Origin of the sequence: Epilithonimonas zeae (assembly GCF_900141765.1) — a bacterium.
GTDB lineage: Bacteria > Bacteroidota > Bacteroidia > Flavobacteriales > Weeksellaceae > Epilithonimonas > Epilithonimonas zeae.
The window spans coordinates 759,297-776,675 of the sequence record NZ_FSRK01000002.1; the positions used below are offsets into that span (position 1 = coordinate 759,297).

General features: G+C 35.5%; 18 protein-coding genes. 8 read left to right on the forward strand and 10 right to left on the reverse strand.

Annotated features, from left to right (window positions below):
* Positions 1-8 precede the first annotated feature (8 nt).
* On the reverse strand, positions 9-1,175 hold the full coding sequence (locus BUR19_RS15225) for an NTF2-like N-terminal transpeptidase domain-containing protein (protein WP_074236292.1): 1,167 nt from the start codon (positions 1,173-1,175) through the stop codon (positions 9-11).
* Positions 1,176-1,578: 403 nt separating this feature from the next.
* Between BUR19_RS15225 and BUR19_RS15230 the strand changes: the two genes are divergently transcribed.
* The 4 genes from BUR19_RS15230 to BUR19_RS15245 are packed head-to-tail and all read left to right on the forward strand — an operon-like array spanning position 1,579 to position 4,020.
* On the forward strand, positions 1,579-2,010 hold the full coding sequence (locus BUR19_RS15230) for a RapZ C-terminal domain-containing protein (RefSeq protein WP_074236293.1): 432 nt from the start codon (positions 1,579-1,581) through the stop codon (positions 2,008-2,010).
* Positions 2,011-2,068: 58 nt separating this feature from the next.
* Complete coding sequence (locus tag BUR19_RS15235) at positions 2,069-2,782, forward strand: nucleotidyltransferase family protein (protein ID WP_074236294.1); 714 nt, start codon at positions 2,069-2,071, stop codon at positions 2,780-2,782.
* Positions 2,779-3,489: an LOG family protein gene (locus BUR19_RS15240; RefSeq protein WP_074236295.1), complete on the forward strand. Its 711-nt coding sequence runs from the start codon at positions 2,779-2,781 to the stop codon at positions 3,487-3,489. Before BUR19_RS15235 ends, BUR19_RS15240 begins: the two co-directional genes overlap by 4 nt.
* Before the next feature lie 57 nt (positions 3,490-3,546).
* Positions 3,547-4,020 carry a DUF6702 family protein gene (locus tag BUR19_RS15245; protein WP_074236516.1) on the forward strand — a complete coding sequence of 158 codons (474 nt, stop codon included), beginning with the start codon at positions 3,547-3,549 and terminating at the stop codon, positions 4,018-4,020.
* Between the two features lie 36 nt (positions 4,021-4,056).
* Here the strand turns inward: BUR19_RS15245 and BUR19_RS15250 are convergent, their stop codons facing one another.
* The 9 genes from BUR19_RS15250 to BUR19_RS15290 all read right to left on the reverse strand — a co-directional run bounded on the left by BUR19_RS15250 (position 4,057) and on the right by BUR19_RS15290 (position 13,728).
* Positions 4,057-4,821, reverse strand: a complete 765-nt coding sequence (locus BUR19_RS15250) for a hypothetical protein (RefSeq protein WP_074236296.1) — start codon at positions 4,819-4,821, stop codon at positions 4,057-4,059.
* A 52-nt stretch (positions 4,822-4,873) separates the two neighbouring features.
* On the reverse strand, positions 4,874-5,611 hold the full coding sequence (locus BUR19_RS15255; RefSeq protein ID WP_074236297.1) for a sulfite exporter TauE/SafE family protein: 738 nt from the start codon (positions 5,609-5,611) through the stop codon (positions 4,874-4,876).
* Complete coding sequence (locus BUR19_RS15260; protein ID WP_074236298.1) at positions 5,602-6,051, reverse strand: FixH family protein; 450 nt, start codon at positions 6,049-6,051, stop codon at positions 5,602-5,604. The genes BUR19_RS15255 and BUR19_RS15260 overlap by 10 nt, the downstream gene beginning before the upstream one ends.
* 13 nt (positions 6,052-6,064) lie before the next feature.
* Positions 6,065-7,516, reverse strand: a complete 1,452-nt coding sequence (gene ccoG, locus BUR19_RS15265) for a cytochrome c oxidase accessory protein CcoG (protein ID WP_074236299.1) — start codon at positions 7,514-7,516, stop codon at positions 6,065-6,067.
* A 124-nt stretch (positions 7,517-7,640) separates the two neighbouring features.
* Positions 7,641-8,519, reverse strand: a complete 879-nt coding sequence (locus tag BUR19_RS15270; protein ID WP_074236300.1) for a cbb3-type cytochrome c oxidase N-terminal domain-containing protein — start codon at positions 8,517-8,519, stop codon at positions 7,641-7,643.
* A gap of 21 nt (positions 8,520-8,540) precedes the next feature.
* Positions 8,541-8,738, reverse strand: coding sequence for a hypothetical protein (locus tag BUR19_RS15275; RefSeq protein ID WP_027383357.1), 198 nt, complete (start codon positions 8,736-8,738; stop codon positions 8,541-8,543).
* A gap of 13 nt (positions 8,739-8,751) precedes the next feature.
* Positions 8,752-11,037, reverse strand: a complete 2,286-nt coding sequence (gene ccoN, locus BUR19_RS15280) for a cytochrome-c oxidase, cbb3-type subunit I (protein ID WP_074236301.1) — start codon at positions 11,035-11,037, stop codon at positions 8,752-8,754.
* 15 nt (positions 11,038-11,052) lie between these two features.
* Positions 11,053-11,238 (reverse strand): cbb3-type cytochrome oxidase assembly protein CcoS, encoded by a 186-nt coding sequence (gene ccoS, locus BUR19_RS15285; RefSeq protein ID WP_074236302.1) that lies wholly within the window; start codon positions 11,236-11,238, stop codon positions 11,053-11,055.
* Positions 11,239-11,349: 111 nt separating this feature from the next.
* Positions 11,350-13,728: a heavy metal translocating P-type ATPase gene (locus tag BUR19_RS15290; protein WP_074236303.1), complete on the reverse strand. Its 2,379-nt coding sequence runs from the start codon at positions 13,726-13,728 to the stop codon at positions 11,350-11,352.
* A gap of 95 nt (positions 13,729-13,823) precedes the next feature.
* Between BUR19_RS15290 and BUR19_RS15295 the strand changes: the two genes are divergently transcribed.
* From BUR19_RS15295 to BUR19_RS15310, 4 genes are all read left to right on the forward strand, one after another.
* Positions 13,824-14,537 (forward strand): Crp/Fnr family transcriptional regulator, encoded by a 714-nt coding sequence (locus tag BUR19_RS15295; RefSeq protein WP_074236304.1) that lies wholly within the window; start codon positions 13,824-13,826, stop codon positions 14,535-14,537.
* A gap of 99 nt (positions 14,538-14,636) precedes the next feature.
* A complete protein-coding gene (gene panB, locus BUR19_RS15300) occupies positions 14,637-15,452 on the forward strand; it encodes a 3-methyl-2-oxobutanoate hydroxymethyltransferase (RefSeq protein WP_074236305.1) in 816 nt (271 codons plus the stop codon).
* Positions 15,453-15,532: 80 nt separating this feature from the next.
* Positions 15,533-16,372, forward strand: a complete 840-nt coding sequence (locus BUR19_RS15305; protein ID WP_083600791.1) for a carboxylesterase family protein — start codon at positions 15,533-15,535, stop codon at positions 16,370-16,372.
* 85 nt (positions 16,373-16,457) lie between these two features.
* Positions 16,458-17,378 (forward strand): fibronectin type III domain-containing protein, encoded by a 921-nt coding sequence (locus BUR19_RS15310; RefSeq protein WP_139297378.1) that lies wholly within the window; start codon positions 16,458-16,460, stop codon positions 17,376-17,378.
* The last annotated feature ends 1 nt before the right edge of the window (position 17,379 follow it).

Consider the following 17,379-nt stretch of genomic DNA (forward strand, 5'->3'; position numbering starts at 1 on the left):
TTTTATTTTTAAGGATTGATTTTATAAGTGGTGATTTTCCAATTGTTGTTCACAGATTTTAGTCCGTAGGTCACATTCAGAGAAGTGGTTTTTCCGTTTTTGTCGGTTACGTCATAAGTTACGTTCACGTTTGCAGAATTATCTTTGTTGTAAGGTACTGCAATATTTTTTACACTGATATTCTTAACCGAACCAAAACCTGAATTCGGATTAGAGAATTTGTCGTAAGAACCCCAATTTGGATTGTCAGCAACTTCGTAAGCTGCTTTGAAGTTCTGAGAAGAAAGGTTGTTCAAAAATTTTGTAACCGTTGCTTTTGGATCAGAAGCGGCTGGCTTTGGAGCTGGTGGCGGCGTTACAATGGTTTCGCCTGTTTGCGGGTCAACTGTAGAGGTAGGAACTTGAAGTGAGTCTGCTACAACTGGCGGCGGAGGCGTGTAAAGTGCTTGTCCATTCACAGGAACGCCCATTTTTATCATCTGTAATAACTTCTTGGTTGTTTTTACAGTCAACTTAATATCAATTTTTTCTTCAAAGATTTTCTCTTTCGGAAGCTTAGCATAAAGAACTGTGAATCCTCTGAAAGCTGGATCTTGCATCAGGTTTTTGGAAGTAGAAATCTTGTTTCCTCCGCTGGAAATTTCCATTACAGTTTCCAAGGCTGCACCTTCAAAGTCCACTTTTCTTCCGTTGTTATCTAATAATTGTGGGATAATGATCAAACCTTTCGAACCGGTTAAACTATCACCGGCAATATTTCTTACATTGATGCTAAGACTCGCTGCGTCAATATCATTAGGATCTTTTTCTGAAGCTGCAACATTACCGAAAATGTTCATCTCTCCAAGACTTGGCGGTGCTGTACTGCTCCATGCGATTCCGTTTTTCTGAGCCACTTGGTCTGCCATTGCGAAAATCTCAGCCGTTTTTTTACCATCCAGAAGTTTTCCAAGTGCCGTGATTTCTGCAATGTCGCCTTCAGCTTCTACACCAAAAGTTTTCAAGATATACAAGGCCTCGTTGAATTTTACTTGTTTCAATGTTGGTAAGCTGGAAGCCATATCATTGATACTTTCCTGGAAGCTTTTGCGGCTGCTCCCATCAACACTTGTTTTTTTGCAACCTACCATAAAGAATAATAAAGTTGCTAAGAGACAGTATTTTATAAATTTCATTTTGTGTGATTTATTTTTAAAAGTAAGGAATATGTTTGATTCGCAAACCTTTATATCAATTAATATGCAAAATTAAATTTAAAATCCATAAAATCTCTATTTGATTTGATTTTTTCCAAGTTTAAGTTTTAGTAAAATATCAAGAATGAAAATTGGAATAAAATAAACAAAAAGAGTTAAATTATCTTTAAATATTTCTTTAAAAATTAAATTTTAATTAATTGGTGTCCGATATGCTTAGGACGAACGAAGGACGAACATAGGATATAGAAAGGACGAACAAAGGCAAGTGAAAATTTTTCACATTCGTTTAATTCTAATTTTTAGTCAAAATTAAGACTTAAATCAATCAAATTTTTTCAAAGAAAATTAAAAAGGGTAACTTTACGGAAAATTAAAGTTAATGCAGAACAAATTGGTTATTGATATTCACAGTTTTTCTTATAAAAAGAAAGGAATTCCTAAAGATGATTCCGGAAACGGCGGCGGTTTCGTTTTCGATTGCAGAGGAATCCTGAATCCTGGAAGAATTGAAGAATATAAATCACAAACAGGAAATGATATTGGCGTACAGGAGTTTCTGGAACAACAAACAGAAATGCCTCAGTTTTTAAAATCAGTTCATAGTCTTCTTTCCATCACTATAGAGAATTATCTGGAAAGAGGTTTTGAGAATCTGCAAATTAATTTTGGCTGCACAGGCGGACAGCATCGTTCGGTTTATTCTGCGATTAAAACTTCGGAATTCATCAAGGAAAAATATCCTGAAGCAGAAGTGAGAATCCACCACGATGAACAATTACAACTTAATCTATCATCGATAAGTGATAATTAATTGTTGATTTTTTTCATTATTAGATCATCAATCTTTTATCAATTATCATTTACATAATATGAAAGCATTACTATTTGCTGCGGGAATGGGAACCCGACTAAAACCTTTCACAGACAACCATCCGAAAGCTTTGGCGCAAGTTAACGGCGTTGCGCTTTTAGAAAGAAATATAAAATATCTCCAGAGCTACGGGATTAATGATTTTGTCATTAATATTCATCATTTTGGAGGACAGATTTTGGCATTTTTAGCAGAGAATGATAACTTCGGTGCTAATATAGAAATCTCCAACGAGTCAGAAGAACTTCTGGAAACCGGTGGTGGACTTTTGTTCGCCAAAAGATTTTTGGAAAACGAAAAGACATTCCTGATAATGAATGTTGATATCCTGACTGACCTTAATATCACAAACTTCATCAAGCTTCACGAAATAAAAGGTGGAATGATAACTTTGGCGGTTTCTGACAGAGACAGTTCCAGAAAGCTGATGTTCAATGATAAAATGTATCTTAAAGGCTGGAAAAACTTGACTACAAATAAAAAAACTGTAGTTGGCGGTATTTTCAAATTAAGAGAATTGGCGTTCAGTGGCGTTCATTGTGTAAATTCTGAGATATTTGAGAAAATGACCAGAACCGGGAAATTCTCTATTATGGACGAATATATGGATCTGATGAAAGAAGATATCATCATCGGTTATCAACACACTGCAAACCTTATAGATGTTGGAAAACCAGAATCAATTACCGAAGCAGAAAGACTATTCAAATGACACAACAAGACGAAGATAAAAGATTACAGGAAAGCCTGAGGCAGAAAACCTGGGACGAGACGATTACGAAGGACAGCTGGATGGTTTTCCGGGTAATGTCGGAATTTGTAGATGGCTATGAGAAAATGGCGAAAATTGGACCTTGTGTTTCGATTTTTGGTTCTGCAAGGTTGAAAGAAGACAACTTTTACTATAAAATGGCTTCTGACATTGCACAGAAAATCACAGAAATTGGATTCGGTGTCATCACTGGTGGCGGACCTGGAATAATGGAAGCCGGAAACAGAGGTGCTAGCGGACAAGGAAAATCAATTGGTCTAAATATCGAATTACCTTTTGAACAGCACTTTAACCCTTATGTTGACAAAGGGTATAATATCAATTTTGATTATTTTTTCGTTAGAAAAGTGATGTTCGTGAAATATTCTCAAGGTTTTGTAGTGATGCCCGGAGGTTTCGGAACATTGGATGAACTGTCAGAAGCTTTGACTTTAATTCAAACCAATAAAATAGGCAAATTCCCCATCGTTTTGGTGGGAAGTGAGTTCTGGAGCGGATTGTTGGATTGGTTCAAAGGAACTTTGTTGAAAGAAGGTTTGATTGCAGAGAAAGACTTGTCGCTTTTCCGTGTAGTTGATACTGCGGAAGATGCGGTTGAGCATATCAAATCTTTCTATGACAAATATTCTGTAAGTGTGAATTTCTAATCTGTGGCATATAATTTGACCAAATATTATATTAAATTTATTAAAACATTACAAAAAATGAAAAAATCAATATTTATATTATCTCTGGGAATTTTGTTAATCAGTTTTTTCAGTTTTAAAGATTTTGACTTCTTCTCGTCTATGACCAAAGTTGATTATATTGATGGAAGCAAGACGCTGAAGTTTACAACAAAATTGAACACCAACCATATTTCACAAGCTGTAAAGATTGATCCATCTACTGCAGGTTTTGAAGCAGAAGTGAAAAAATATGTAAATAACAATGTAGATGTTGCTATAAATGGCGCTGCAAAAACATTGACTTTTACAGGTAGTCAAGTGAACGGCGAATCTGTTTGGGTTTATTATGAAGTGGGAAATGTTTCTGATATATCCAGCTTGAAAATCAAAAACAGTATCCTGATTGGACAGTTTCCAAAGCAAGTCAATATTATGAATATTACTTACAAAGGTACTCTGAAAACGCTCAATTTCCAGAAAGGAAAAGAAAGTTCAGAAGTTACTTTCTAGATAAAATTAAAGTCGGCAATTAGCCGACTTTTTTATTTATTCTGTTTCTATAATAATGACATTGTCTTTGTCCTTGAACTGATGATTCTTATCCATCATTTCCTTGAGATTGAAATTCACTTCGATAGTTTTATTGTCAACTTTCTTAATCCAATCATGTTTTCCTGTGATTGATTTTATTTTCTTATCGAAGACTAATTTGTTTTTCAAATCCATTTCCATCATATTCAGGAAACCATCTATATCTTCTTTTGTTGTTTGCCCGTCGGTTTCGCCACCTTTCAAGAGCGCTTCAAAATCACTTGGAGACATTTGAAGTTTTGACATATCTATTTTCAAAGATTTCCCATCCCAGTCATCGAAAGCGGTATTGTTCATCATAGAGCCTTCTTTACCTAAAAGTGAACCAACTCCTGCTAATTCAGCATTAGTCAAAGGGTCAGATTTTACAGAGAAACCTTTGAAGTTGTCTGCATCAAAATTACCTTTGAAGAATATCTTTTTCATCAGTTTTATAGAATCCGGATTGGTGGCTGCTTTGCCTTCCATTTTCTGCATCTCGTACAAATTCTGCCAGTCACGAGGGTACTTTTCCATTTTCATCAAATCTGAACTTTGATTGAGAGAATCCGGCATAAAAGATTTCATCATTTCCACTGCCTGAGACATATCGATGTCTGTCGCAAAACTCACTTTTTTATCAGCATGATAATGATTGGTTGTAGAAATAGAACACGAGTGGAGCAGGAATAATCCGCAAAATATTATGATTGCTTTCCAGATGGTAGTTTGGGTTTTCATTAATTTCAATTTGTCGATTTAAAATTAATTAAAAATTTGAGATAAACTTCAATTAATGACAATTCGTGTGATCCAGATGGAAACCTTCTTTAGAATGCTGAACGTGCAAAGCTTCGGAATGTGGTGAAACGTAAGGAATTCCTAACTCCAAACCTCTCAGAACGAATAATCCGCCCAAGACAATCATCATCACAGGAATCACTCTCAATATTTTGACCCGAAAAGTGGTCGTAATGAAGTTTCCCAAGAAAACTACGGCAAACATAAACGGAAAAGTCCCTAACCCAAATAACAGCATAAAAACTGAGCTTTGCCAGATTCCGCCTGCTGCTAATGATGCGGTTAACGCCATATAAACCATTCCGCAAGGTAAAAAGCCGTTCAGGATTCCTGTGGCGAAACGGGATTTATAATCTGGTCTTTGGAGGATTTTTCCCAATTGCATTTTGACTTTCAACAAAGCCTTTGACACAAAAGGAATTTTAGCAGCAAAATCTTTTCCTCCGAAAGAAGAAATCGCCATTATAATTAATAAAACTCCGACCGAAACTGTTAAGTATTTTTGAAAACCGGCCAACTCAAAGCTTTGACCAATGATTCCAAGAACTGCTCCCAGAAAAGAGTAAGTCAGAATTCTACCGAACTGATAAGTAATATTTTGTAAGTAGAAATTAGCTTTCTGATTTTTGGTAAGACCCATAGATAAAGCGATAGGACCGCACATCCCAATACAATGGAAGCCGGAGGCAAAGCCTAATCCAATCGCTGATATGATGAAGGTCATTTCCATAGAATATCGTAATCTATCTGATATGATTTTTTATTTTCTGTCCATTTTAGCTTCAAAGTGTATGAGCCTGGAGATAAAACTTTTTTAGGAATTAAGAAAACGTTGTGCTGTAAACCGACTTCCTTTTTTACATCCAAATTAGAATCTTCAGTTCTGAATAATACAAAATTTACTTTATCATCATCCACTTTGATACTCTCCGGAAAAGTAATCATCATTCCTTCACTGGTTGCTTTATAAACTGGTTGTTCTTTTAGTTGAGCTGCATTTTTCTTCGCATCAATGATATTCTGATATTGTAATTCCTCTTCGTAGTAATTATTGGAAATCATTTCTGCATTTTGTTTCCCCATCGGAAAGACGAAAATCAAAAATAAGATGAACAGTATAAAACATCCTAAAGCTATCGCCAAACCGTGTCCCCAATGTAATTTTTTCATTTTCTAATTAGATTTAAAATTGAAATTTGAAAGGTCCCTCAAAGTAAGTGTTATAAGAATCTAATAATTCTCCGTTCATATCATAAACACCCAATTCGAGATTTTGTTTGGACAATTTGATTTGACTTTCTGGGAAACTTACATTGATGGTTCCTTTTATCATCGCATCTCTCTTCAGAACAATTTTGTTGGTTGCACTAGAAGATATTTCTCCGTTTTTAGGTTCGATGATTTTGATGATAACGGTTTTTGTTTCGTTCGATTTATTGAGGAAAGTATAATTATAAGTATTAGTAATTTTTCCATCTCTTACAAAGAAAGTTGACCCGGGAGGTTTCAGGAATTTAGCTTCCATTTGCCCTCTGTTGTAAAGCAGAAATCCAAGGAATCCAACTAACAAAGTCAATATCACAGAGTAAATTTTCATTTTGCCGGAGAATTTGAACTGTTGCTGTTCTTCAATTTCTTTTTCAGAAGCATAACGAATCAATCCTGGTGGAAGACCCACTTTTACCATCACTTCATCACAGGCATCGATACATGCTGTACAATTCACGCATTCCATCTGTAAACCATCACGGATGTCGATTCCTGTTGGACAAACTACAACACACTGCTTACAATCGATACAATCGCCTTTTCCTTGGGCTCTTCTGTCTTCTCCTTTTTTCCATTTGGAACGGTTTTCTCCTCTTTTATAATCGTAAAAAACATTGATGGTTTCTTTGTCTATCAAAACACCTTGCAATCTACCATAAGGACAAACCATTGTACAAACCTGCTCTCTGAACCAAGCAAATACAAAGTAGAATGCTGCTGTGAACATAATCATCACCAAGAAATTGGTTGGTTTTGCAAACGGACCTTCCTGCATTATTCTCAACACCTCTTCATAACCTACGATGTACATAAACATAATGTGGGTTATTACTAATGAGATGATGATGAATATTGTCCATTTAAGAGCACGTTTCCAGATTTTTTCAGAATCCCAAGCTTGACTGTCTAATCTTATCTGCTTATTTCTGTCGCCTTCTATTGCGTATTCTATTTTACGGAAAATCATTTCCAAAAAGATGGTTTGCGGACAAATCCAGCCACAAAATATCCTTCCGAAGGCTACTGTGAAAAGAATAATAAATATTAGTGACGCAATGGCGCCTAAAGCTAAAATAAAGAAATCCTGTGGATAAAATGGCTGACCAAAAATGAAGAATTGGCGTTCTATAATATTGAATAAAAGAACCGGATTGCCGTTGATTTTTAAAAAAGGAATTACAAAATAGATTGCTAATAATACAATACTAACCAAATATCTGTAATTGGTATATTTACCCTTTGGTTTTCTTGGAAATACCCATCTTCTTTTTCCGGTATTATCCATTGTCCCAACAGAGTCTCTGAATGTCTCAGCTTCTACCACCCAGCTTTCAGCCTCGTTGTATTTTTTTTCTGTCCCACTCATAATATTTAGATAAAAAAAGAGATTGTCCGAAAAACGAATTGTAATTAATTCATTTTCCAAATATCATTCCGAATAGAACGATATCCTTGTGACAATCTCTTTGTATGTTAAGTTGTTTTACTGCTTATTTTTCCCAGTGTGCTTCTGTTCCCTGAGGAGCAGCGCCACCTTGTGCTTCAGTAATAGGTGCCTGTTCTTGGTTGATGTGATAAACATAAGCTGCTACCGCCTGCATTTCAAAACCATTAACAACACCATTTTTACCCCAAGCCTGCATTGTTGGGTTGTTTTTACTACCGTTATCTACCATATAGAAAACATTTTTGAACAAAGTTTTCTCAGGTTGATTAATCCAGAAATTATCAGTTAAGTTAGGTCCAATTCCTCCTTTTCCACCTTCACCGTGACAAGAAACACAGTTCGTTTCGAAAACAGCTTTTCCAGCTTCTACATTGTCTTCTGAGAAAACAGCAGTTTCCAAAGTTGGTTGAGTAACAGTAGCCATATACTCACTAATTGCAGCAGTTTGCTCTCTGTATTCTTGCTCGTACTCTTTGTATGGATGTGCAAAATCTGTCAAGAAATAAGATGAGATATATAAAATACAGTAAGCTGTACCAAAATAGAAAAGACCTAACCACCATTTTGGAAGCTGATTGTCAAGCTCCATAATTCCATCGAATCCGTGGTCGATAAGAATGTCTTTTTCTTCTTTCTCACCTTGGCTTTTGAAGGCACCATTCCACAAATATTGGAAATATGGAACTTTGGTTTCGTTAAGATAAGCTGCTTTTTCAGCGTCAGTTAATTTTTTGAATTTTTCGTTTTCAATCAAATCACCAATTGCAGTTTGAATGAATACAACTATAATACTGATTAAAGCTGTCCCCAAGAAATATCTGGACGTTAAAAAGTCAGATGACTGCGAGAACATATAAAACACTACCAGTAATAATCCTAAAACAATTAGAATATTAATATAAACAGGTGTTCTTCTTTTCATAGTTAATTATCTTTAATAGAGTTACAAAGTAAACTTGTCATCGTCGTGGTCTTTTTCCAAAGGTGCATTTTCTTCTTCGCTATAATATTTCTTTGGTCTGTTGATTACGATATAAACCACAACTACAAAGAACAAGATGAAGATTATCATTGCTAAAGTTTGGAAAAAACCAGCGTTTTCCACATTGGAGACGATGTCTTTAAAACTTTGCGGAATCATTTTGTTTTATATTTTAATTACTAGCTGTTTTTACTTCAGTTGTTTTGATATCCGTTCCTAATCTTTGCAGATAAGATATCAATGCTACGATTTCTCTCTTCTCAAGTGGTACAAATTGCTCGCCAGCTTTTGTTTTAGCATCTTTAGCTTCAGCAAAAGATTTTTTAACATCGGCAGCTTCTGAGAAAACATTCTTCACAATTGCACTGGCTTGGTTGTTCATCCAAGAATCCATTGTATCGATTTGAGCTTTTGTATAAGGAACATCGAAAGTATTTTTCATCAATTCCAACTTAGCTTTAGATTTGCTTCTGTCAAGGGTATTTTCAATTAACCAAGGATATCTAGGCATAATAGAACCTGCAGATGTAGACCTTGGATTGTACATATGTTTGAAGTGCCAAGAATCTGGTCTTGCGCCACCTTCTCTCTGCAAATCCGGGCCTGTTCTCTTAGAACCCCAAAGGAATGGTCTGTCATAGATGAATTCCCCAGCTTTAGAGTATTGCCCGTTTTTACCGTTGAATCTTACAACTTCATCACGGAAAGGACGGATCATCTGAGAGTGACAAGCATTACAGCCTTCTCTGATATAGATATCTCTACCTTCTAATTCCAACGGAGAATAAGGTTTAACCGCAGAAATTGTAGGGACGTTATCTTTTACAAATATCGTAGGAAGGATTTCCAAAGAACCTCCAATTGCTAATACAACAAAAGATAATATCGATAAATAAAGCGGCGTTCTTTCTAACCAAAGGTGGAAAGTTTCGCCTTCTTTTCTTCCTTTTTTCACCTTTGCCAAAGCTGGTGCTTCTGCAGAAACATCTTTTTGGAAAGAACCTTTTCTAGCTGTTGCAATTAAGTTTACAACCATAAGAATGGCTCCGGAGAAATATAAGAAACCTCCAACAAATCTCATTTTGAAGTATGGAAGGATTGCTGTTACAGTATCCAACCAGTTTTTATAAACCAAAGTCCCGTCCGGATTGAATTGCTTCCACATTAAACCTTGTGTAAATCCTGAGATATACAATGGAACGGCGTAGAAAATAATCCCGAAAGTTCCTAACCAGAAATGCCAGTTAGCTAATTTTACAGACCACAACTTGGTTCTCCACAAAATTGGAACTAAATAATAAATAACACCAAATGCCATAAATCCATTCCATCCCAATGCTCCTAAGTGAACGTGACCAATAACCCAATCGGTAAAGTGACCTACTTTGTTCACTGTTTTTGTTGCTAAAAGTGGACCTTCAAAAGTTGCCATACCATAACAAGTTACAGCCACAACAAAGAATTTAAGAACCGGATTTTCTCTTACTTTATCCCAAGCTCCTCTTAGTGTAAGAAGTCCGTTCAACATTCCTCCCCAAGATGGTGCAATCAACATAATAGAGAAACCTGTTCCTACTGCCTGAGCCCAAGCTGGTAGAGAAGTATATTGTAAGTGGTGTGGACCAGCCCAGATATATACGAAGATTAATGACCAGAAGTGGATAATTGATAATTTGTATGAGAAAACTGGTCTGTCAGCTGCTTTTGGTACGAAGTAATACATCATTCCAAGAACCGGAGTTGTCAGGAAGAATGCAACCGCATTGTGACCATACCACCATTGTACCAATGCATCTTTAACACCTGCGTAAGCTGAGTATGATTTCCAAGTAGAGAAAGATAATGGAACTTCTAAGTTATTGAAGATGTGAAGCATTGCTACGGCAACCCAAGTTCCGATGTAGAACCAAATCGCAACATACAAGTGTCTTACTCTTCTAATCGCAACCGTTGCGAACATATTGATTCCGAAAATAAGCCAAACAACCAAAATCAAAAGATCAATCGGCCATTCGTGTTCTGCGTATTCTTTGGAGGTGTTAAGACCCATAAAGAATGTGATAATTGTTGTCACCAACATCAATTGCCATCCCCAGAAATGCATCCAAGACAGCGTGTCACTCCACATTCTTGTTTTTAATAATCTTTGGATAGAGTAGTAGAATCCTGAGAAAAAGCTGTTCCCCACAAATGCAAAAATCACCATACTGGTGTGCATCATTCTAATACGACCAAATCCAAAGGCACCCTGAGAATGAACTAATCCCTGCAATCCTTCACTTCTAAGCGTTCTGATTGTCGGGTCATCTGTTCCCAAGAAAAATTCCGGTAATTCAGGATAAAATAGTAACAACGCAGCCGTAAGTCCCAATAAAAAACCTACTAAACCGAAAACGACTGTCGCAATAAGAAAGGCGCGAACAATCCCGTTGTCATAACTAAATTTTTGTGTTTCCATATCTACAAATAGCAATTATTCATTTTCATTTTTAGGAGTTTCCGTCTCCTTATCTGTCTTCACCTCATCGTCAAATAAAATTCTAACGGCAGGTGATTCATCATCTTCAAACTGTCCTTTTTTTGCTCCAATTATAAAGATAACCAAGAAGATAGCAGCTAAAGAAACGCTGCAAATAATCATTAAATAGAGAATCTCCATATCTGCTCGCAAATTTAAGATAAAACAGTCGTCAAATTTAGTGAAAATTACTGACTTTGGTCAGAATGGCCGAAATATGGATAATTTATAATCACTCTAAATAAAGGCGTTCTAAATGTTTATCTTAAAATATTTAGAACTTCTGAGCCAAGTGGAAAGTGTTGTGAATGTAACCACGGTTACAGAACTCAGAGGCATAAAAATAGCAGCAAAAAGTGGGTGCATATGTCCCGAAACCGCAAACCCGACTCCAACAACATTGTAACACAAACTAATTATGAATGTGAATTTTACAATTTTGATAGCATCTTTGGAAAGCTTCAGGAATTTATCCAATTCAGGAATTTTTTCGCCGTTCATAATCACATCGGATGATGGTGTGAAAGAGTTGCTGTCGTCTGCAATGGCGATTCCGACATTACTTTGTTTTAAAGCACCAGCGTCATTCAATCCGTCGCCAAGCATAGCTACTTTTTTACCCTCATCCTGTAGTTTTTTGATGAAATCCAGTTTGTTTTCAGGATTTTGATTGAATTTCATTTCAGAAATTGATGGAATCAGTTTTTCTAAAATTGGTTTTTCAGAAGAGTTGTCGCCACTCAAAATATTGATTCCGTAATTTTTTAAATTTTGGAAAAGTTGAGCCAGATTATTTCGATATTCATTTTTGAAAATAAATTTACCGATGAATTCTCCATTTTTGCTAATGTAAACCGCAGTTTCCATATTTTGAGATTCTTGTGCTGTGAAATTAGCTGAGCCAATTTTGTAAATAATTCCTCTTACTTTTCCCTTATAACCTTTACCTGAGATTTCCTCAAAATCTTCAATTTCAAAATAATCATCATTCACATCAATGAAGTCATAAAGCGATTTGGAAAGTGGGTGATTCGAGTTTTTAAGCAAAGATTTGATATTTCTCAAATCAAATTCCTCGATTTCTGTTCCAATATAATTGATATTCGTTTTTTTATTCTCAGTAATCGTTCCAGTTTTATCGAAAACCAAAGTGTCAACTTTTGCCAGTCTCTCGATAGTTAAGGTGTCTTTAACATAGAATTTATTTCGACCCAAAATTCTCATAATGTGACCAAAAGTAAACGGCGCAGACAATGCTAATGCACAAGGACAGGCAACAATCAGAATCGCAGAAACTACTTGGAACATTTTTTCAAAATCAATAGTTGACCAATAGATTCCTGCAACTAAAGTGATTCCTAAAATAATGAATGTGAAATATTTACTAATCGTATTGGTCATTGTATCAAGACCAGTTTCGAACTTTTTGAACGCTTCTTTATTCCAAAGCTGGGTTAAGTAACTTTGGTCAACACTTTTAATCACTTCAAGTTCCAAAATCGAACCTGATTGTTTTCCGCCGGCAAAAATTTTGTCGCCCGGTTTTTTAGAAATATGAGCAGATTCTCCAGTGATAAAACTGTTATCTATGTTGCCTTCGCCTTTAATTAAAATAGAATCTACGGGAATGATTTCCTGATTTCTAACCATAATTCTGTCGCCAACAGCCAAATCGGATAACAAAATATTTTCCTGTTTTCCATCAAAATCGACTTTGGTAACGGCAATCGGATAGAAAGATTTGTAATCTCTGTCGTAGGATAATGAGTTGTAAGTTCTTTTCTGAAAGGTTTTTCCAAGCAACATAAAGAACAGTAATCCGCAAAGTGTATCGAAATAACCTGGACCATAATCTGTTACAGCTTCATAAATACTTCTTCCATAAAGTACAAAAATTCCCAGAACAATCGGAACATCGATGTTGATGATTTTGTTTTTCAAACCATACCAAGCGGATTTGTAATAATCCGAAGCAGAGTAAAATACAACTGCAGTTGCTAAACAGAATAAAATAATTCTGAATAAGTGTTTGAATGAATGGAACCAAACGTCATCTCCAGAAACATATTCGGGAAAGCTGAAAAACATTCCATTTCCGAAAGCAAAACCGGCAACAGCTAATTTGATTAATAGGCTTTTGTCAAGTTTGTCTTGCTTTTTTTCTGCTGTTTCCAGATTAATCACGGGTTTGTAACCAAGATTAGTCAGGAATTTTGCAACTTCACTCAGTTTTATTTCGTCTTCTTTGAAAGAAATCTGAACTGTTTTTCTTGTGAAATTAACCTGAGAATATTTGATTTTATTATTAATGGTGTGAAGACTTTCCAATAGCCAAATACAAGAAGAACAATGGATAACAGGGATTTTGAAAGTCACAAGCGTTGTTCCGCCTTCGGAGAAATCAACAACTTTTGTGAAAATTTCGGGCGTGTCTAGATAATCAAACTGAGCGTTGTTCTCGTTGCTCGGTCTGATTCCGGAATTTTTATTGATATTGTAAAAATTGTCGAGATTGTGAAAATTCAGAATTTCATAAACCGATTGACAACCGTTGCAGCAAAAGATTTTCTCATCGAAAAGAAGTCTTTCTTTGTCGATTTTCTGACCACAGTGAAAGCATTGTTCTGCCATTAAAAAATACTCAGATATTTGGATTGCAAAATTACATCAAAAATCTTGGTATGTAGTGTTAAAAAGTCTTATTTTTGCTGACAAATGTCATAGGTATGTCTCTTGAACAACAATTGGTTATAGAAGAAAATTTCTCAAAAGCATTTAACAAAGAATCTTTGCGCAAAAGTCTTAATCCCGAAGATTTTGAAGTTTACAGCAATGCACTTAAAGTTCTGGAATTTTCAAAAGGTGATGTCGTTTTCGACGATGGTGAGTCGCCGAAGGGTGTTTATTTTATCGAAAAAGGAACTGCAAAATTATCGAAATCAGGTGTTTATGGTAAAGACCAGATTCTTAGATTCTGCAAGGAAAACGATTTGATAGGTTACCGCTCTTTGCTTTGTGGTGAGAATTTTCAGGCTAAAGCAGAAGCAATGACCCCAATGAAAGTTCAGTTTTTACCATCTGATATTTTCTTGAAACTGTTAGAAGTTGACCCAAAACTATCTTACGCAATGCTTCAAAAAATTGCTTACGAATTGGGTGAATCTGCAAACACTGTAACCTTCCTTGCACAAAAAACGGTAAGAGAAAGATTGGCAGAAATCTTAGTTTTGCTGGAACAAAAGTTGGGAACAGACCCGGAAGGTTTTATCAAAATTTCCTTGACCAGAGAAGAAATCGCTAACCTGATTGGAACTGCAACAGAAAGTGCCATTAGATTAATTTCCGAATTCAAACAAGATGATTTGATTTCTGTGGAAGGGAGAAATATCAAAATCCTCAACAGAGAAAAATTGATCAAGCTTGGTCACGTGGTGATATAAGTGATAATCGATAAATGATAATTGATTTTCAATTCATCGTACATTTATCATTCTTATTTTAAATCATTTATCAACTATAATTTATCATTAATAATCCCTATGTCTGTACATTCTGAAATTAAAAAAATCACGACTGAGACCTTACGAAAAATGAAATTCGATAAGGAAAAGATTACAATGCTGACGGCTTACGATTTTACAACAGCGAAAATGGTAGACGCAGGTGGTGTAGATTCTATATTAATTGGAGATTCTGCGGCAAATGTAATGGCTGGTCACGAAACAACTTTGCCAATCACACTTGACCAAATGATTTACCACACACAATGCGTTGTTCGTGGTGTGGAAAGAGCTTTGGTTGTAGCAGATTTACCGTTTGGAACTTATCAAAGTAATCCTGAGAAAGCTTTAGAATCGGCTGTGAGAATGATGAAAGAAGGTGGTGCTCACGCTGTGAAAATCGAAGGTGGAAAAGAGATTGAAGATTCCATCAGAAAAATTGTGAATGCAGGAATTCCTGTTTGTGGACATCTTGGATTGACACCACAAAGTATCTACCAATTCGGGACTTATAAAGTAAGAGCAAAGGAAGATGCGGAAGCTGAAAAATTGATTTCTGACTGCAAATTGTTGGAAGAATTAGGATGTTTTGCAGTTGTTTTGGAAAAAATTCCTGCAGCACTTGCAAAAAAAGCTTCGGAAAGTATTTCTATTCCTACAATTGGAATTGGAGCCGGACCGGATTGTGACGGACAAGTTTTGGTTTATCACGATATGGTTGGGATGAATCAAGGTTTTTCTCCGAAATTCTTGAGAAGATATCTTGACCTTTATTCAGAAATTACAGGTGCGGTTTCTCAGTATGTAAAGGATGTGAAAAGTTCTGATTTTCCGAATGAAAAAGAAAGCTATTAAACTTTAATAATAAACCACAAAAGTCACAAAAGAAATATTCATTAAATCTTTTGTGACTTTTGTGGTTAAAATAATAAAGAATGATTTCTAAAATTCTTACAATTCTATTTTCTGTCATATTTCTATTCTCTTGCACGTCGCAGAAAATGAAATATGGAACTAAGACTGAAATTCACGACAAAGCCGACTCTTTACAATCTTTATCCAGAATCAAATACATTAAAAGTCTGGATTATTCTGCTTTCAAAGCTGGGAAATTTGATAATGGAAAAGTCGCTGTGAATTACCGTTTTCTGAAACCAAAAACAATTGAACAAAATAAGAAATATCCTTTAATTTTGGTGTTTCACGGTTCTGGTGCAATTGGAACAAACAATACTTCACAAATGGGTATTTTGTCCAAAATGTGGCTTCTTCCGGATAACAGAGAAAAATATCCTGTTTATGTTTTGTCTCCTCAATTTCCAATTCGTTCATCCAATTACCATTTCGATGAAAGCAGAAATGTCAAAGTTTCTGAATCTAATGAGCATCTCGATTTAGTTCTAAAGTCCATTGATTCTTTAGTTATTAATGAAAATATTGACCCCGACAGAATCTACGTCATGGGATTTTCTATGGGAGGTGCGACGACTTCTAATGCAATTTCCAAAAGACCGGATTTGTTTGCAGCTGCAATTAATGTTTCCGGAATTTCTCAATTTGATAAAATGAATGAACTTCTCACAATGCCGATTTGGATTGTTCACGGAAGTTTGGATACGGATAATTTCCCTCAAAGCAATTTCAAATTTTTTGATGAAATGAAATCTAAAGGCCAAGTTTTTCTTTGGGAATATAAAGACAAATACCACAACAATATCCTTTCTGCAGAACTAGTGGACGAAATCCCGAAATGGCTTCTGCAACAACATCAATAAAAAATATCAGATAAAAAACAGGTTGTTATTGCTGGAATTATAAAAAATAATATTTTTACAGCAATTAAACACAACAATGATGAAAATGACTAATTTCTTTTATTTACTATTAATTGTATGTCTGTTAGGATGTTCAAGAGAAGAACATACAGATGAACAGGGAAGCAGTTGCGGAAAAGTGAGCAATGTTTCTTTTAGTGCTAGTAGCTCTACTATAACAATCAATTACTCTTCCGGAGACGGTACCAATTCTTATAAAATAGAGTATGGACTTACAGGTTTTTCGCAAGGCTCGGGAACTTCTTTCACAACTTCAAATACTTATGCAGAGATAGGTGATCTGGCTTCATCCACTACTTATGATTTTTATATTACAGGAATCTGCAGCAGTACGGAAAATAGTGTGCCATATAAACTATCGAGTGTCACTACCCAACAAAGTCAGTGCAAAGGAAGTACATCGGTACAGTTTTATCAATATGATCCTAATGAAGTGGCATTACAATTTTCTTACTCGGGAGGAAGCGTATATCAATATGAAGTAGAATATGGACCAACGGGATTCAAATTAGGAAAAGGGATAAGACAAAAAACGGAAAGTTGGAGCAGTTCTTTATCTATAAAAAATCTTACTTATGAAACTGCGTATGATTTCTATGTCAGAACGTTTTGCTCAGAAGGTGACCCAAATCAATTCAAAAAGTTTAGCTATACAACAGGAACTTCTTGTCCAAAACCATTTAATCTAAATAGCTATGTCATATCTGGAAGTTGTAATGTTGGGTTAGGAGCTACAAGAGGTTTTAGTTGGGATTCTTATGGAAGTCCGCAGAGTTATACAATCTCTCTGATCCAGGATGTGAACAGTGCTCCAACCGCTCAAACTTTTACAACCTCTAACAAATCTATTGCAATAAGCAATATGTATTGTAATTGGAAAGGGTTTTATGTAAAATCTAACTGTGGAAATAAAAGCAGTGAATGGGCTGGACCATTTATTTTTTAAT